Raw genomic sequence first — 17016 nt, 5'->3', positions numbered from 1 at the left:
TTGTGATTGGATCGGGACATCCTGCGCTGGTACGTCGAGATTCGTCACCCGGATTGCCTTTGATTCGTCTACGTGAGCCATCAGCCTGACCCCCGTCGTCGGCACAGCGGAATCAACTTTTAGTGCACTGTGGTACGGACGAATGATCGATTCGATGCATGTCGTGCCGTCGTACCGTCGGGAATGCGATTCGTCGATGCCGTCGTGCCCGCCGAGTGGGCCATGGACGAGTTGGTCCACGCGGAGTTCCACGGTGGTCGGACTGAGGTGGCCCACATGACCTGGGCGCAGCAGGTCATGTGGCGGGCCGCCGCCCTGTCGAGGACCCAGCACCTGTTCCTCAACCTGCGTCGGGTGCTGGCGGTGCCGCGTCGGGCCCCGGCCGACCTGTCCAGCGTGGTGCGGGCAATCGGCGTGCTAGTCGGCCGGCACGGCGGGCTGCGTACCCGGGTATGCCGGACGGCGGACGGCACGTCGCGGCAGGAGACCGCGGCGGCCGGGCAGGTCCCGGTCCTGGTGGTTGCGGGCACCGGCGACGGCGCCGTGGCGGCCGCCGAGCTCACCCGCCGGCTGGGTGATGTCGCCTTCGACCACGGTCGGGAGTGGCCGGTGCGGTTCGCCGTGGTGCGGGTCGACGGCGTGGTACGCCAGCTGGTGCTGGTTTTCAGCCACTCGACCGTGGACGCGTACGCGGTCGAGGTGGTGCTGCGTGACCTGCGGCTGATCCTGCTCCGGGGCGACCTGGGCACCCCGGCCGGGCTGCAGTCGGTGGACGTGGCCCGCCGCCAGCACGGGCCGGACCAGCGGCACTCGGGCCGTACCGTGGCGTACTGGCTCCGGCAGTACCGCCGGCTGGCCGACGTCTCGCTCGACGAGCCGGCGCCGCCGGCCACCCCACGGCTGCACCGGGGCACACTGGTCTCGTCGGCCGCCGCCACCGCCGCCCGGATGGTCGCCGCCCGGCATCGGGTGAGTTTCTCGACGGTGCTGCTCGCCGCTACCACCGCCCTGTCCGCCGGAGCGACCGGGCGTCAGGTCTGCGGACTGTTCAACATGTCGCACAACCGCTTCCGGCCCGAGTACGTCAATGCGATCGCCAATCTCGGTCAAATCGGCTTCTGCGTGCTGGACATCGCCGATCGGCCGGGATTCTTTGAGCTGTTACCACGGATCTATCGGGTCGCGCTAGACGGCTATTTGCACGCCTACTACGACGCCGTCGCGATGCGGACGAGGTTCGAGGAGCTCGGCTACGACTACACCACCGCATTCCTGCCGCACTACTATTTCAACGACGTCCGGCTGCCCGGCGGGGACGTGGTGGACGACGTGCCGCCGGTAGCCGAGCAGCAGTTGCGGGCGACCGCAGACGGCAGCCACTTCACTCTCATCGACGGCCTGGACGCCGCCTCCTGGCACCGCCTGCTGCACGTGGTGGACGAGCCGGAGGCGCTCGGCCTCACCTACACGGTCGACACCCGGTTCCTTGCGCCGGAGACGATCGAGCCGTACCTGCGTGACCTGGAGGCGCTGCTCATCGAGGCCGCGTACCGGGACGTGCCCTGGCCCTGGCAGCCCGGCGGACGCGGCTGAGCCGACCGGCGCCCAGTATCCGGGTCGCCGTGCCGTCCGCCGCCGTGGCACCGCTGACCTGGAGCCAACGCGCCACCTGGCCAGACCGGGCTGCCTTCGACGCCGCCCCGGCGATGCCCACCTGCCCCGCACCCTGCGGGTGCCCGACCGGGTCGACACCGACGTCGAGCGGCTGAGCCGGGCGGTCGGGCTGCTCGTCGAGCGGCATGCTGCGCTGCGGACCGGGTTCCGGCCGGCCGGCGACGACTTGGCCAGGTGGTCGCGGCCACCGGCACGCTGCCGGTACGCCTGTTCGCCGCACCGCCGTCGCGGGCCGACCCCGACGGCGCGCGGGCCGCGACGGAACTGGCCGCCGACCCGGTGGACCACCGTGACGAGTGCGCCCTAAGGGTCGGCCTGTTCCAGATCGCCCCCCCGGGTGCGCCAGATCGCGTTGGTGTTCAACCAACCATGCTGCGGTCAACTACCGCGCGGCCGAGATCGTGCTACGTGACCTGCGGCTGCTGCTACTGCGCGGGGCGGTCCCGAGGCCGGCCGCCTGGCAGTTGGTTGATGTCGCGGCCCATGAGCAGCATGAGGGTTCCCGCTCGGATCACGCCGCACGCTACTGGTTGGACCAGTTCGCCCGGTTCCCGGGGTGAGGCGTTCCCGGTCGCCGTCCGGCGCCGGGTCAGCACCGCCACCGTGCTTTTGACGATGTCCGGCAACCGGTTCCGGGCCAGGTACGACTCCGAGGTCGCCAGTCTCAATCAGATAAGTTTGCGCCACCTGAACCTCTCGCACAGACCCGCAGCGGCGGGGCCGGGCGGCTTCGCCGAGCTGCTGGCCCGGACCTGGCAGGCGTCGCTGTCCGCGCACCGGTATGCCTACTACGACCCGGTGGCGATGGCCCAAGCCTTCGCCGGTCAGGGCCACGACCTGGCCAGCGCCCTCGCGCCGTACTGCTTCGTTAACAATCTGTGGCCGCCACGCGGATCCGGACCGGCGCCAACGGTAGCGCCCGCACAACTCATGACGATGACCGGTTGAAGCTGTTGAGCTGGGATGCGGCGCCTGCCCGCTTCGCCTGGCGGTGTCGGTTCCATGGACGCCTCCGACGGGGTGTCGCTGGTGGTGACGGCGTCCAGATCGAAAAGCTGCTGTGGAGTGTCGAGGTGACCCTGACCGAGGCGGCTGTGCCGGTGCGTGACGGACCGGTAGCCGCCCGATGGTGCCGGCTGCGATCAGCGTCGCCGTACCGTTGCGAGTGGCTGCCTCGCGGTGGCCTGCTCCCCGGGGCGGCCCGTCAGAGGCACGGAAGTGCCCTGCCCCCATCCACGTTTGTGCGGGGATGGGGGCAGGTCGCGGTAGGTGTGGTTGCCTACGGGCCGCGTGTTGGCTTCCGCAGGTGACCTGATTGGCCACCGCGACCGGGTTCGCCGGCGTGAGGGGAGCCACTGAGCCTGAGCAGGTTAGCGGTGGCGGCGGCAGGTGCTGTGGTGGCCTTGGACGATGGTGAGCTGCGCCGCACCTCGACGTGGGTCCATAGCGGTCCGGACCGGTGTGACCTCGCCCCGGGGCACGCGGATCCGATGGAACCGGACTTTCCGCAGAATAGGTTCAAGTCAAGTCAAGTATAAACGAATTGCATCGGGCGCTGGCGTCGGTCAAAGTTGATCCTGTGCGCGGCTGCAGTTTACTTCGGTTGGCCTGCTTGTTCGACCGGGTGGTCCGTACCGCAGATCGATCCGCGGTGGACGGGTGATTTATTTATGTCTGCCGATGTTGATGAACTGGGCGTGGCGTGCAATACTCTAGTAAGTTGACCGTCTAGCCGTGCGGGGGGCTGTGGATGGGGCTGAGGCCAATGCCGTTAACTTAGTGTGGGGCGGTCTATGATCTCTGCTCGTGGCGAGGGCTGGTCAGGTCAAGGCGGGGTCGCGGGTTCGGTTGCCGGATCTGGTGGGGGTCGGGGTGTTGACGGCGGCGTTCCCGCCGGAGTCGGTGGATCTGGCGATCGAGGAGTGGGATGCGCGGGAGCAGCGGCATCGGCTGCTGCCGGCTCGGTTGATGGCGTACTACGTGATGGCGTGCGTGTTGTTTCTCGACAGCGCGTACGTGGAGGTGTGGAACAAGCTGCTGGGTGGGCTGTCGTGGGCCCGGCGGTACCGGATGCGGCGGCAGGTGGGGATGCAGCCGTCGGTGGCGGCGCTGGCCAAGGCCAGGGTGCGGTTGGGGCCGGAGGCGATGCAGGGGGTGTTGGCGACCTCGATGCGGCCGATGGTGACCGACGCGGCCGCGGCGCCGTGGGCGTACTTCCATGGGTTGCGGAAGCTGGCCGCCGACGGGTTCACCATGAATGTGGCTCGGACGCCGGAGAACGTGGCGCGTTTCGGGATGCCCTCGAACTCGGCCGGACCGGTGGGGTATCCGCAGGTCCGGGTGGTGGCGCTGGCCGAGGTCGGTACCCGCTGCCTGCAAGGCGCCGCCGTGGGCGTGCTGGCCACCGGGGAGCAGAACCTGGCCCGCACGTTGTGGCCACGGTTGGGAACCGGGGACGTGGTCGTGGCCGACCGTAACTTCCTGTCGTACGAGGACCTGACCGCGATCGTGGCCACCAACGCGCACGCGGTACTGCGAGTCAAGGCGGGGGTGGACCTGCCGGTGCTGCAGGTCCTGGCCGACGGCTCGTATGTGTCGAGGATCGCCGACCCGCAACAGGCACGACGGCTGCGCCGCCGCAAGACGAAGGTACCCCCTGAGCAGATCCCCGGCATCAGCGTCCGGGTGATCGAGTACACGGTGGAAGGCAAACATTCAGGTGGTGCGCGCTGGGATTCCGCGTGGTGGCATAGCGTGATGGCCGGTTGGTTGGTGGCCGCCGGCTGATGTTGACCTGGGTGGGGTGGGGGTCAGGTGGGTGCGGGTAGGTTCGGCATCCAGGGTCGTCCGAGGATGGCGTCGCGCAGGACGGCCATTTTGTCGAGGCCGTTCTTCGCCGCGCTGGAGACGTAGCCGAGGATCTTGTACCGATCCTTGGTGCGTTGCTCGCTGGTGAGCCGCCCGGAGATCTTCTGCTGGATCTTCGCCGGTCGCAGGTCCCGTTCGGCCTGGTTCGACGTCGGCGGCACCAACAGGTCGTCAACGAAGCGCAGCACGTCGGCACGTCGGTCCCGGAAGACTTCCAACAGCAGGCGGGCTTTACGCTCACCCGGCCGGTTGCCGATGGTGCTGGTGTCGGACAGTCCGACCAGCACGCCGTGGTGCAGCCGGTACAGCAACTCGGCCTTCACTGTGGGGTCGATGCCCGGCCGGTTCTGCTCACGGGCCGTGTTCGTCTCGTGGATCAGCGCGCGCAGCGCGTCGGAGATCTGCTTCGGCCAGACCGCGTCGGGGTACACCTCGGCCGCACCGTCAAGATCACGTAACAGGTGAGCGCAACACAGTTGGTGGACCAGCGTGCCCAACTCGGCCGAGTCGTAGTTCCGGTACCGGTCGTGCACGACCACCGAGCCGGTCAGGTCCTTGACCACGAACGCCGTGAACGTGGCCAGGTCCCGGTCACCGACCTGGTAGTGAGTCCACAACTCGGTACACGCCACGAGCAGGTACTTCTCGGCCTTCTTCCGGCCCGGCCTCGGTTTCTTTGGCCCGACCCGCAGCGGCGTCTCGTCACAGCACACCGCGTACGCCAGGGTGATCAACATGCGGATCCGTTTGTCGACCTCGCTGGTCAGCGCCGCGACCCGGGTCAGCACGCCGTGCACGAACCCCGGCGACGGTGTCGCACCGGTCAGCGACCGAAGCATCTGTACACACCGCTGCACCGGGATGAAATGCACGACCATCAGATAGACCGCCCACGCCTGCAGGTTCGGGCCGTACCCCACCGGACCGGCCCCCGCGCCTTCCGGCCGGGCCGCGGTGTGCAGCTTCCCGCACCCACACCGCACCGCATGCTGGTCGTACTGGGTCAGCGTCGCGGTCATCAACGGAACCTCGACCTGCTGATACCGGTCCACCACACCCAGATCCCGCGCGTCCACCAACTCCGCGCCGCACCCGCAACTACCCTCGGGGAACCGGTCCCGCCGCTGATCAGGAGCATCCGACCAGGCCAGGTTCGACCCCGGCGCACCCCGCTGCCTACCCCGCGTACCCGCCGGGGTGTCCCGCTTCTTCCTCGCCGCAGGTGGCGTACGCCCCGGATCATCATCCTTCGACGGCGGAGACGACGAGTTCGACGAGTTCCGCGACAACAGATGCTCGACCCGCGCCAGCCGCACCGCGAGCGCCTCGTACGCCGCCGTCAACTCCGCGATCTGCGCGTCCTGCTCAGCAATCCGAGCGTCCTGCGTCCGTGCCAGCGAGATCAACTCTTCACGAGACAGATCCTCCGACACCGACACGCCAAGATCAAACCACAACGGACAGAACGGCGTCGAGCCGGTCGAACCCCGTCACTCAACCCGCGCTGACCGTCACTCTTCGCGCACCACCTGAATGTTTACGGTGGAATCCGAGCCGGACGAGCACGGCAACCGTGAGGTCAGCGAACTGTTCTGCCTGGTGACCACCCTGCTCGACCCGGACGCCTACCCCCTGCGGGATTTCCCCGAGCTCTACCACGAGCGGTGGACCCTGGAGACCGCGATCGGTGACGTGGAGACCCGGCTGCGCGGCGGCGCCGAGGTCGTCCTGCGGTCCGGGCGCCCGGACCTGGTCTACCAGGAGGTCTACGCATTGCTCTGCGTCTACCAGGCCATCCGCGCGCTGATCGTCGCCGGTGCCGAACACGCCGACCTGGACCCCGACCGCATATCGTTCACCCGCACCGTGCAGGCAGCCGCGCGTCACGTCAGTGACGACGCGGCCTTTTCCCCCTGACGACCTGGCCGATCTGGTCGCCGACGTCATCTACGAGATCACCGACGAACGCAACCTCCTACCGGCCACGCCCCGCATCCGCAGCTTCGCCCGCCAACAACGCCAACCCGGACGCCGCTACCCCCGCCAGACAGACGACTACAAGAAACCCCTACCACCCCGCACCAAGATCAGGTTGTGGGTCCTGACCAGGCCAGACGCGTTAAGTTGACGGTATTGGGGCATGGGGTTCTGTGTCCATAAGTCGATCGTGTATGCGGCGGTGATGCGATCCGTCGGCGTTCCGAGTCGGATCTACTACGGAGACGTCCGAAACCATCTTGCGTCGCCCAGGCTCGAAGAGCTGATGGGTGGCAAGGTTTTCACGTTCCACAGCCTGACCACCGTGTTCCTGGAGGGTAAATGGGTCCGCGTGACGCCGGTTTTCAACAAAATTCTCTGCCGGCTCTACGGAATCCGTCCCCTCGATTTCGACGGCCGCGCCGACAGCATGTACCACCCGTACGACAACGAGGGGCGGCTACATATGGAATTCCTCAAGTCGCATGGCGAATTCGACGATGTTCCCTACGACATGGTCGTGGGTGGTATCCGCGAAGCGCACCCCCGGCTGTTCGCCAGCCAGCACACCACCGCGCGTGGTTCGCTGGTGTCCGACGCGACATCACCGGGAGGTGCGGGATGACGCCGCGGGCCTCGGGCGGTCCCGGCACCGCCACCCTTGTCGCTACCGGCACCGCCGGCCGGGACAGCGACTGGCTGGCGCAACCGTCCGTGCCGTACGCGCGCAGCGCGGTCGACCTGGAACTGGTCGTACCGGCGTTCAACGAGGCCGCCCGGCTACCCGCCACCCTGGCGGTGGTCTCCGGCTTCCTGGCGGACTGTCCGTGGCGGAGCCGGATCGTGGTGGTCGACAACGGCAGTACCGACGACACGGCCGCGGTGGCGGTCGGAAGTGCCGAACCGGTAGCTACCGCGACGGTGGCACGTGACCCCGTGGAGGTCGTCGTGGCCGGGTGCTCCCGGCCGGGTAAGGGCTCCGCAGTGCGCCGGGGTATCGAGAGCAGTCGTTCTCGCTACGTCGGCTTCATCGACGCGGACCTGTCGACGCCGATCGAGACGTTGCATCGGGCGATGGCGGAGCTGGACGCGGGAGCTACGGCTGCGATCGCTTCCCGACACGCACCTGGTGCTCAGCTCGTCCGGCCGCAGCCGCTCGGCCGCCGGCTCGGGGGAGCGGCGTTCCGAGCCCTGGCCCGACGGCTCGTGCCGGGCGTCCACGACACTCAGTGTGGGTTCAAGATCTTCGACCGGATCGCGGTGCAGCACGCGTTGCGGCGCTGTCGGGTCAACGGCTTCGCCTTCGACGTGGAGCTCCTACGTCAGATTCGGCGGGGCGGGGGTCGGATCGCTGAGATCGCGGTGGCATGGACCGACGACCAGCGCTCCACCTTCCGCCCGCTGCACGACGGTCCGGCTGCCTTCGCCGACCTGCTGCGGCTGTACCGGCTGGAGCTGCGATGAACAAGGGGAGCTTCACCCTGGCGGATCGGCAGCTGTTGGTGGTGAGCGACCGTGACGTGCGCCATCCCGATGCCGGTGGACAGGAACGGTACCTGCACCAGGTCGCCCGGCGTTGGGCTGGCTGGGGAGCCTCCGTCAGCTGGGCCGTGGAGCGTGCGCCAGGTCTGCCCGACGTAGAACCGATCGACGGCGTGATGGTGGTCCGGAGCGGGATCAGGTCATGGCGGCAGCCGTCCGTGTTGACGCAGTTGGTTCGCCGGGCACATGCGGTGGTCGACGCCACCGGATACCCACGGGGGAGCGTGCTGGCCGGCGGCCGAGCACCCGTAGTGGCCGTGGTGACGGACCCGCCGCCAGGCCCGGACGACACCCGACCGAGCTCTCTGTCGGCGCTACGCCGCCTCTCGTGGTATCCGGCCACGCGTGCGCCGCGCGGTGCCGACGCGATCGTCACGCTGTCTCCTGCGGCCCGGCACGCGGTGCGCCGGCACGCCCGGGCCCGTGGACCGATCTTCGTGGTGCCGCCCGGTACCGACCCTGGCGCCACCTCCGGTGCACGGTCGGCCGATCCGCTGATCGTGATCGACACGCGCCTGGCCTCGGACCGACGGATCGATGTGTTTCTGCGGGCGCTGGCGGCGGTTGCCGGCCAACTGACCGGCTTGACGGTGGAGGTCCTCGGGACCGGACCGGAGCTACCCCGACTACGGCGGATGATCGCCGACGGAGCTCTGAAGAGGGTGGTCTCGCTCCCCGGCCGGCTACCGCAGTCGGAACGAGACCGCAGGCTCGCCCGCGCCTGGCTCACCGTGTCGACGGCGACCGCCGAGCTTGCTGGATTCGAGCCGCTGCGCGCCGCCGCACTCGGGGTGCCGTGCCTCGTCCTGGACACACCTGGGGCGGACAACTTCGTGCTCGGCGGCCGGACCGGGTACGTCGTGGCTGATCAGGAGCAGCTGGGCGCGGAGATCGTGCGCGGCGTGCGGCTCCTTTCCGACCAGCGGTACGCCGATCTGACGGCGCGGTGCTGTCGGGTGTGGGCGGGCCTGTTCGGCTGGGACCGTACTGCTCAACTCCTCGCGCGGGTGGTCGAACACCAGATCGTTATGGCCGACGCCGGGCGGTACGGGCCGGCCCAACGTCGATCCGCCCGCTCGGACATCACCACCCGGGTACGCCTGCCGGCCGGTGTGCCGGCACCGACCGCCGGACTTCGGGTCACCGACGAGGTGGTGGTCTGCGATGGCGTGGTGGAGCTGCTGCTCAACGGTTGCGACGAGGTCGACGCCGTCGCGGTGCTGAGGCGCCTCGGCGTCACCGGGGCCAGTGTTCGCCTCGCCGGTCGCCACGACCTGCTGATCGGTCCGCGTCCACTGCCGCCTGCGCTGGCGGGCCACCAGAGCGACCGAGGCGACATGTGGCGACGGCTCGACCTGGTGCCGTTCTACGACGAGTTCGATGTCTACCGCCGCCAGCCGGCGTAGGCATGGAGATGATCATGAAGAGTGCAACTGTGGATCCCCACCCGGGTCCGGCCATTCGTCCGACCGACTCGCGGTCGACGGCGCGCCCGGCCGTCATCACTGCGGCGGCGGTGCTGGTGACTGCGTTCGGGCTGGCCCTGCTGGCCTCGTACGTCTTCACCCGGGACCCGTACTGGGCACTGCGCTGGACGGTCGACCTCAAGGTCTACCTTGCCAGCGGTCTCGCGGTGCGTGAAGGCACCTCGCTGTACGACGTGGTCATCATGTCGCCGCTGTACGGTCCCATGCCGTACCTGTATCCACCGTTGACCGCGGTGCTGTTCTTCGTGCCCTTGTCCTACCTGCCGATCGGGGCGGCGAGCCTGGTGTGGAACACCGCGTCGTTGGTTGCCCTCGGCGCGGTCGTCTGGATGACGCTGAAGGTGGCCGGGGTCCGGGACGCACGGGTGCGCGGGGTGCTCACCGTGGTCGTGCTGATCCTCGCCGCGTGGTTGCTGCCGGTCCGGATTCAGCTGATCGCCGGTCAGATCAACATGTTCCTGCTGCTCCTGGTGCTGCTGGACTTCCGGGGCGGTGGCGGTCGCTGGCGTGGTGTGGGCATCGGCATCGCCGCCGGCCTGAAGGTGACCCCGCTGATCTTCATCGGCTACCTCGTCGTCACCCGGCAGTGGCGGGCCGCCGGCACCGCCCTGGGGGCCTTCCTCGGCACGGTGGTGGCCGGTTTCGCTGTGCTGCCAAGGGACTCGCTGACCTACTGGAGCGGGTTGGTGCTGCACTCGTCGCGTGCCGGTGGTGTCTTCGACACTCCGAACCAGTCGTTGTCCGGGGCGTTGGCCCGGGTACTCGAGGGAGAGCAGTTCGCTCGGTGGTGGCTGGTGATCCTGGCCGGCGTGGCGGTCTTCGGGCTCGCGGTGGCCAGGTACGTCTACCTGCGTGGTTCGGACTTCCTGGGATTCTCGGCTGCGGCGGTCACCGGCCTGCTGGTGTCGCCGGTGAGCTGGGAACACCACTGGGTGTACGTGATCCCGTTGCTCATCTGGCTGGCCTGCCGCGCTTACCAGACCCGTTCGGCATGGCTCGCCGTCGCGACCGGGGTGTTGGTGCTGGTGTTCACCATCCGGGTGTTCAGCCTGTTGGGCATTCCGGAATCGCCTCCGTCACCGATGGAGCTGGCCGTCTGGCAGAAGGTGGTTGCCGCGATGTTCCCACTGACCGGACTTGCCCTGCTGATACTCGGTCCCATGTGGGTACGTCGCGACTTCCCATCGGAGCCGGCGGCGCGACCCGTCGAGCCGCCGCTTCGTGAACTGGTATCGGCATCGGCCAGATGACGGACGGACCAAGGCGGTCGTACCGGGACGGCGAGGTTGCCGTCCCGGTACGGCGTTCGGCAATGCATGGCCCGGCACGATGTTCGCGCGCCTGCCGGCCCGGCGTCATGGGTGCCCGCGGCTTGTGGCCCTGGCGGGTGCCGGACTCACCGGACGGGCGCGGTACTGCCTCTGACCACCAGTTCGGTGGGGAGCAGGATGTGTCGCGGGTCGGCTGCCGCGCCGGTCCGGGCCTGCTCGACGGCTACCCGCAGCGCCTCCGCCGCCGCCCGCCCCTTCAGCACGACGTCCTGGCGCACCGTGGTGAGGGTCGGCCGGATCTGGGTGGCCAGGGGATTGTCGTCGAAGCCGACTACCGAGACGTCACCGGGAACACGCATGCCCAGCGCGGTCGCTTCCTGGATGACCCCGTAGGCGATGGCGTCGGAGAAGCACAGAACGGCGGTGGGCGGGTCGTCGCGGTCCAACAACAGCCGTGCGGCTGCGCGGACGGCGTCGATCCCGCCGCTGGGCTCACGAGCCACGACCGGGCGGATCGCGGCGGCGTCCAGGGCGTCGAACCATCCCAGCATCCGTTGTCGGGAGGGGTAACCATCTGCCAGCGAAAGGGGATCCTCGATGAGTCCGTGCTCGCCGTGCGCCCCGGACAGCAGAAAGCCGACCCGGCGATGGCCCAGGTCGACGATGTGTTGCGCGGCGGCGCGGGCACCTGCCCGGTCGTCCACGTTGACGCAGGTCACGGTCGCGACAGGCTTCTGGTCCACGAAAACCAGGGGAAGTCGCCGGCGGGACAGCCAGTCGACCGCGGGTGAGGTCGGATCACACGCGTAGACCAACGCGCCGTCGATGGCGACGTCACGGGCCGGGATGATCCCGCCGCTGCTGGCGGAACTCAGCAGGGTGAGCGCGAGGCCGGTGGGGGCCAGCTCCTCGGCGATCGCGCCGAGGAAGCTGGTCGCCACCAGATCGGTGAATGCGAATCGGAGGGATTCGGTGAGAACAATACCCACCGCGCCGGTTGTGCCTTTGGCCAGTGCGCGTGCGGCAGGATCGGGGCCGACATAGCCAAGTTCCTGAGCGGCGGCAAGAATGCGCTCTCGCAGGGTACTGGAGAGTTGGTCCGGGCGGGAGAAAGCGTTTGAGACGGTCATGCGGCTGACGCCTACCCGGTCCGCGATGGTCTGCAACGTCACTCGTGGGGCCACGCCCACCGCCTCTCGTCCACCTACTGAGGTGAGGCGAGGTTATCAGGCAGGGCTGCGCTCGGCCGGGGCGATCGCCTGGGCCGCCCGCTGCAGGCCCTTGGCCAGTGCAAGCCGGACGAGCCGGGTGCGCTGGGGGCGTTCGACGTGCGGCACGACGGGCGCGTCCGGGCGGGCGCTGTTGACGTTGCGGGAAACCTCGTTGATTGCTCCGACGAAGCCAGATGCCATTTCCATGATGATCACCCCTCGGCTGACCGGTCAACCTCTATACCGGTACAGTACGCGAGTCTTCTATACCGGTCAAGGGACTTCTTGTCGATACGCCTGAACGATCTCGACCAGCTGTCGTTGCTCGGCCGCGAAGTCCCGTCTCGTCGGGACGTCCGGGTTCGGGTCGAGGATGATCTCGGCCGCTCCGCACTCGGTGAGCGCCCTGACGTCCCCGACGATCTGGGCGAGGGTGCCCACGCCGAGCGGACGATCCGGGCCCGCGGACCGGGCCTGCAGCCGGGCCTTGATCCGGGGGACCAGAGCCGGAACCGGTCGACCCGCCTCGGCGGCCGCCGCCGTCAGCGCCGGCAAACCTCTGTTCCTGAGCCAGTCCAGAGTCGGATTGATCGGGTGCCAGGCCGTGCCGAACCGGGCGGCCCGGCGGATCGCGGCCCGGCCGGCGCCACCGACCCAGACCGGCATCCCGCCTCCAAGTGGGGCCGGCCCCGTCGCGACATCGGAAAATCCGTGTTCGCTGGAGCTGACCGTGTCGGCCGCCCAGGCTCTCGTGATCACCCCGAGGTGGGAGTCGGTGGTGCGGCCCCGTTGCCGCACGTCGAGCCCGAGCGCCGCGAACTCGGTGGCCGCCCATCCCGAGCCTACGCCGAGGACGAACCGGCCCTGGCTGAGCAACTGCAACATGGCACTCATCCGGGCGGTCAGCAACGGATGACGGTACGGCAGCACCGCCACCGAGGTACCAAGTCGGATCCTCTCGGTCTGCGGGAACAACCAGGACAGCAGCACGAAGGGGTCGTAGAACGGCGCAGGATACACCGAGGTCACCTCGGCGGTGGGCGCCACATGGTCCGACACGACCAGGGTGGACAGGCCGTTGTGCTCGGCGAACCGGGCCCAGTCGAGGAACGCCTCCGGGACCGCCTCGGGCCCGAAGTTCGGCACGTTGATTCCCAGCCTGGCCATCACGCCGCCTGGGCGAGATAGGCGTGGAAGGGCGCGGAGAGCTGCTCGGCCGACAACCCGGTGTCCGCGCGCCGGGCGATGCCCGGCAGTACCGCCGACACGGCGTCGATCAACCGACCGGTCGTCTGGGGGTCGGGGTTCATCGCCGGCGGAACGGACTCCTTGCCCGCGGCGAAGACGATCTCACCGACCCCGGCTGCGCCCGCCACCGTCCGGCAGATCGCGCACGGTTCACAGCTTGAGTAGACGACGGCGCCGCGCAGATCGGCCGACCCGGTGCGCCGTGCCGCGTCTCGGATGGCGGTCACCTCCGCGTGCGCCGCCGGATCCAGGTCGGTCAGCGCTGTGTTGACGCCAGCACCGATCACCTTCCCGTCCAGCGCCACCACGGCGGCGAACGGCAACTGGCCGGCCGAGCCGTGCATCCGGGCCGCCTCGACGGTCCTGGCCAGGAGTCCGGGCTCGCCACCGATCGACGGCAGCGCCGCACCGATCAGCTGCCCGAGCGGCAGGGCCGAGTCTTGAAACAAGGTCACCTGCACGCCCGCCGGCCCGTCGAGCCGGGCGTTCAGGGAACCCCACGGCGTGCGTCGGGGCGCGGCGATCAGCCGTGCGCCCGGTGTGTCGCCGAGGACGTCGACCGCCGCAACCGCGTCGTCGACCTGGAACGCGAGTCGTACCGGAGTGCTCGGAGTACCGTCGATCTCGACCTCGGCGATGAATGCGGCCTGAGCCTCGTTGGCTAGCTCCAGGGTGGCCTGGCCGGCGGCCAGGATGGCCACCCGCGCGCCTTTCGGGCCGGCCATTGCGGCCAGCTCGGTGAGCCCCAGCGAGTCCCGGTAGTAGCGGAGCGCGTCGTCCACATCCGGTACGACTAGGACGACCCGTAGCTGCGAAACGTTCAGTTCTGCCATATCGGCACCCTAGAAGCTGACTCGCCACTGTAGGGGCGCCAACACGCGGAGCGACGTTTGTGTCCGCGGCGGACCGGACATCAGGATGCCCGGTCCGGCCGGGGCGCTGCACGATGCCAGACGGACGCGTCGGGTGCCGACCGGTCGGAGTCGCCCGAGCGGCGGGGGTCAGCGGGAGGCGACGCCGGCGCGGCGCTTGCTCCACACATCGAAGGCGACCGCGGCCAGCAGCACCGCACCCTTGACCAGCATGACGTTCTCACTGGGGGCGCCGATCAGCGACATCCCGTTGTTGATCACGCCCATGATCAGACCGCCGGTGACCGCGCCGACCACCTTGCCGACCCCGCCCTGCACGGCCGCCCCGCCGATGAACGCGGCGGCGATCGCGTCCAGCTCGAAGGTGTTGCCGGCGGTCGGTCCGGCCAGGTTGAGCCGGCCGGCGAAGATGATCCCGGCCAGCGCGGAGAGCACCCCCATGTTCACGAAGATCCAGAACACGACGGACTTGACCTTGACCCCGGACAGCACCGCGGCCTGCAGGTTGCCGCCGACCGCGTAGATCTGCCGACCGAACACCGACCGCTTGGTCAGCAGCGAGTAGCCGAGCACCAGGGCCGCCAGCAGCACCAGCACCCACGGCAGGTTCTTGAACCGGGCCAACTGCACGATCACGAACAGCACCGCCGCCGAGGCGCCGACGATCTTGAACAGGAAGACCGGCATCGGCTCCACCGCCTGGTCGTAGCCGAGCCGGGCGACCCGGGCCCGCCACTGGCTGACCGCGATACCGCCGACCGCGACCAGACCGACCAGCAGGCTGACCAGATCGGCGCCGCCGAGCGGGCCCAACCCGATGTTGCCCAGATAGCCCTCGGTGAAGCCGTTGGCGAGGGTACGCACCGGATCCGGGAACGGCCCGATGCCCTGGTTGCCGAGCACACTCAGGGTGAGCGCCCGGAACAGCAGCATCCCGGCCAGGGTGACAATGAACGCCGGGATGCCGAAGTACGCGATCCAGAAGCCCTGCCAGGCGCCGATCGCGGCACCGGCGATCAGGGTGATCAGCAGGGCCAGCGGCCAGGGCAGGTCGTGCTCGACCATCAGTACGGCGGCGATCGCCCCGGTCGCGCCGACCACCGAGCCGACCGACAGGTCGATATGCCCGGCGATGATGACCAGGATCATGCCGATCGCCAGGATCAGCACGTACGAGTTCTGCACGATGATGTTGGACAGGTTCTGCGGCTGCAGCAGTGCCCCGTCGGTCAGCACCGCGAACAGCACGACGATCAGCCCGAACGCGATGTAGATGCCGCTCTCGCGGACGTTGATCCGGGCGACGCTCACCGGTCGGCCCCCGATCCCTGCTCCTGTCCCTGCACCATGTGCTGCATGAGTCGCTCCTGGGTGGCGTCGGCCCGCCGCACCTCGCCGGTGATCCTGCCGGCCGACAACGTGTAGATCCGGTCGCACAGCCCGATCAGTTCGGGCAGTTCAGAGGAGATGACCAGGACCGCCGTACCGTTGTCGGCGATCTGGTTGATGATCGAGTAGATCTCGTACTTGGCGCCGACGTCGATGCCCCGGGTCGGCTCGTCCAGGATCAGCACGTCCGGCTCAGTGAAGATCCACTTGGACAGCACGACCTTCTGCTGGTTGCCGCCGCTGAGCTTGCCGACGATGCTCGCCACGCTCGGCGCCTTGATGTTCATGCTGCGGCGGAACCCCTGCGCCGTCCGGTGCTCGGCGCCCTCGTTGACCCAGCCACGGCGGGCCAGCCGGGTCAGCCCGGCCGCCGACACGTTGCGCTGGATGTCCTCGATCAGGTTGAGTCCGTACCGCTTGCGGTCCTCCGTGGCGTACGCGATGCCGTGGTCGATCGCCTCGCGGACCGAGCGCAGCTGGATCTGCCGGCCGTCCTTGTAGACCCGGCCGCTGATGTCCCGGCCGTACGCCCGACCGAAGACGCTCATCGCGAGCTCGGTCCGACCGGCTCCCATCAGCCCGGCCAGCCCGACGACCTCCCCACGGTGCAGGGTGAGGTTGGCGTCGGCGACGACCACCCGGTCGCCGTCCGGGGAGCGCACCGTCCACTCCTCGATCCGCAGCGCCTCGGCGCCGATTTTCGGGGTGCGCGGCGGGAACCGGTGCTCCATCGACCGGCCCACCATGCCGGCGATCAGCCGGTCCTCGGTGACCTCGTCGTTCGCCGGGTCGAGCGTCTCGATCAGTTCGCCGTCGCGCAGGATGCTGATCGTGTCGGCGATGGCGAGGATCTCGTTGAGCTTGTGCGAGATGATCACACAGGTGATGCCGGTGTCCCGCAGCCCGCGGAGCAGGTCGAGCAGGTGCGCGGAGTCCTCGTCGTTGAGCGCGGCGGTGGGCTCGTCCAGGATCAGCAGCTTCACCTGCTTGGACAGCGCTTTGGCGATCTCGACCAACTGCTGCTTGCCCACCCCGATTTCGGCGACCAGGGTGGTCGGATTCTCCGTCAACCCGACCCGGCGCAGCAGCTCGGCCGCCTGGTGGTTGGTGTGGTTCCAGTCGATGAGCCCACGGCGGGTCTGTTCGTTGCCGAGGAAGATGTTCTCGGCGATCGTCAGCTGCGGGCAGAGCGCCAGCTCCTGGTGGATGATCACGATGCCCCGGTGCTCGCTGTCCCGGATCCCGGCGAACCGGGCCGGCCGGCCGTCGAAGCTGGTCTCTCCGGCGTACGACCCGTGCGGGTAGACGCCGGAGAGCACCTTCATCAGGGTCGACTTGCCGGCGCCGTTCTCGCCGCAGATGGCGTGGATCTCGCCCCGGCGTACGGTCAGGTTGACGTCGTGCAGGGCACGCACGCCGGGGAACGTCTTGGTGATGCCCCGCATCTGCAGGATGGCGTCGGTCGGCATGATCGTGG

The 17016-nt window shown here is 68.9% G+C and carries 17 protein-coding genes; 10 read left to right on the top strand and 7 right to left on the bottom strand.

Going from position 1 to position 17016, the window contains the following annotated elements:
* Positions 1-183: 183 nt before the first annotated feature.
* The 4 genes from O7553_RS19870 (at position 184) to O7553_RS19855 (ending at position 4461) form a co-directional block, all read left to right on the top strand.
* The gene (locus tag O7553_RS19870; RefSeq protein WP_281551202.1) at positions 184-1593 is read left to right on the top strand and encodes a condensation domain-containing protein; all 1410 of its coding nucleotides are present in this window, start codon (positions 184-186) and stop codon (positions 1591-1593) included.
* A gap of 139 nt (positions 1594-1732) precedes the next feature.
* Complete coding sequence (locus tag O7553_RS19865) at positions 1733-1981, top strand: hypothetical protein (protein ID WP_281551201.1); 249 nt, start codon at positions 1733-1735, stop codon at positions 1979-1981.
* A 185-nt stretch (positions 1982-2166) separates the two neighbouring features.
* A complete protein-coding gene (locus O7553_RS19860) occupies positions 2167-2622 on the top strand; it encodes a hypothetical protein (RefSeq protein WP_281551200.1) in 456 nt (151 codons plus the stop codon).
* 858 nt (positions 2623-3480) lie between these two features.
* On the top strand, positions 3481-4461 hold the full coding sequence (locus O7553_RS19855; protein ID WP_281551199.1) for a transposase domain-containing protein: 981 nt from the start codon (positions 3481-3483) through the stop codon (positions 4459-4461).
* 23 nt (positions 4462-4484) lie between these two features.
* Here the strand turns inward: O7553_RS19855 and O7553_RS19850 are convergent, their stop codons facing one another.
* Positions 4485-5981, bottom strand: coding sequence for an IS66 family transposase (locus tag O7553_RS19850; protein WP_281550504.1), 1497 nt, complete (start codon positions 5979-5981; stop codon positions 4485-4487).
* A 103-nt stretch (positions 5982-6084) separates the two neighbouring features.
* Here O7553_RS19850 and O7553_RS19845 point away from each other — a divergent pair, with 103 nt between their 5' ends.
* Genes O7553_RS19845 through O7553_RS19820 form a run of 6 tightly spaced genes read left to right on the top strand, consistent with a single transcriptional unit; the run spans position 6085 to position 10798 of the window.
* Positions 6085-6459, top strand: coding sequence for a hypothetical protein (locus O7553_RS19845; protein WP_281551198.1), 375 nt, complete (start codon positions 6085-6087; stop codon positions 6457-6459).
* Entirely contained in the window at positions 6434-6670 is a 237-nt protein-coding gene (locus tag O7553_RS19840) for a hypothetical protein (RefSeq protein WP_281551197.1), read from the top strand. The genes O7553_RS19845 and O7553_RS19840 overlap by 26 nt, the downstream gene beginning before the upstream one ends.
* A 12-nt stretch (positions 6671-6682) precedes the next feature.
* Positions 6683-7144 (top strand): transglutaminase-like domain-containing protein, encoded by a 462-nt coding sequence (locus O7553_RS19835; RefSeq protein ID WP_281551196.1) that lies wholly within the window; start codon positions 6683-6685, stop codon positions 7142-7144.
* Positions 7141-7983: a glycosyltransferase gene (locus O7553_RS19830; protein ID WP_281551195.1), complete on the top strand. Its 843-nt coding sequence runs from the start codon at positions 7141-7143 to the stop codon at positions 7981-7983. The genes O7553_RS19835 and O7553_RS19830 overlap by 4 nt, the downstream gene beginning before the upstream one ends.
* Positions 7980-9467 (top strand): glycosyltransferase family 4 protein, encoded by a 1488-nt coding sequence (locus O7553_RS19825; protein WP_281551194.1) that lies wholly within the window; start codon positions 7980-7982, stop codon positions 9465-9467. The genes O7553_RS19830 and O7553_RS19825 overlap by 4 nt, the downstream gene beginning before the upstream one ends.
* Before the next feature lie 14 nt (positions 9468-9481).
* Complete coding sequence (locus O7553_RS19820) at positions 9482-10798, top strand: glycosyltransferase 87 family protein (protein WP_281551193.1); 1317 nt, start codon at positions 9482-9484, stop codon at positions 10796-10798.
* A 146-nt stretch (positions 10799-10944) separates the two neighbouring features.
* Here the strand turns inward: O7553_RS19820 and O7553_RS19815 are convergent, their stop codons facing one another.
* From O7553_RS19815 to mmsA, 6 genes are all read right to left on the bottom strand, one after another.
* The gene (locus O7553_RS19815) at positions 10945-11991 is read right to left on the bottom strand and encodes a LacI family DNA-binding transcriptional regulator (protein ID WP_281551192.1); all 1047 of its coding nucleotides are present in this window, start codon (positions 11989-11991) and stop codon (positions 10945-10947) included.
* A gap of 54 nt (positions 11992-12045) precedes the next feature.
* A complete protein-coding gene (locus tag O7553_RS19810; RefSeq protein WP_281551191.1) occupies positions 12046-12237 on the bottom strand; it encodes a hypothetical protein in 192 nt (63 codons plus the stop codon).
* Between the two features lie 66 nt (positions 12238-12303).
* Positions 12304-13197, bottom strand: a complete 894-nt coding sequence (locus O7553_RS19805) for a TIGR03619 family F420-dependent LLM class oxidoreductase (RefSeq protein WP_281551190.1) — start codon at positions 13195-13197, stop codon at positions 12304-12306.
* Positions 13197-14111, bottom strand: coding sequence for a nucleoside deaminase (locus O7553_RS19800; protein ID WP_281551189.1), 915 nt, complete (start codon positions 14109-14111; stop codon positions 13197-13199). The genes O7553_RS19805 and O7553_RS19800 overlap by 1 nt, the downstream gene beginning before the upstream one ends.
* Before the next feature lie 168 nt (positions 14112-14279).
* Positions 14280-15461 (bottom strand): multiple monosaccharide ABC transporter permease, encoded by a 1182-nt coding sequence (mmsB, locus tag O7553_RS19795; protein ID WP_278170952.1) that lies wholly within the window; start codon positions 15459-15461, stop codon positions 14280-14282.
* Positions 15458-17008: a multiple monosaccharide ABC transporter ATP-binding protein gene (mmsA, locus tag O7553_RS19790; RefSeq protein WP_281551188.1), complete on the bottom strand. Its 1551-nt coding sequence runs from the start codon at positions 17006-17008 to the stop codon at positions 15458-15460. The genes mmsB and mmsA overlap by 4 nt, the downstream gene beginning before the upstream one ends.
* Between the last annotated feature and the right edge of the window lie 8 nt (positions 17009-17016).

It is taken from the genome of Solwaraspora sp. WMMA2059, assembly GCF_027497315.1.
Taxonomy (GTDB): domain Bacteria; phylum Actinomycetota; class Actinomycetes; order Mycobacteriales; family Micromonosporaceae; genus Micromonospora_E.
Note: the sequence above shows the minus strand (reverse complement) of the source record. Positions and strands in the feature narration are given on the sequence as shown.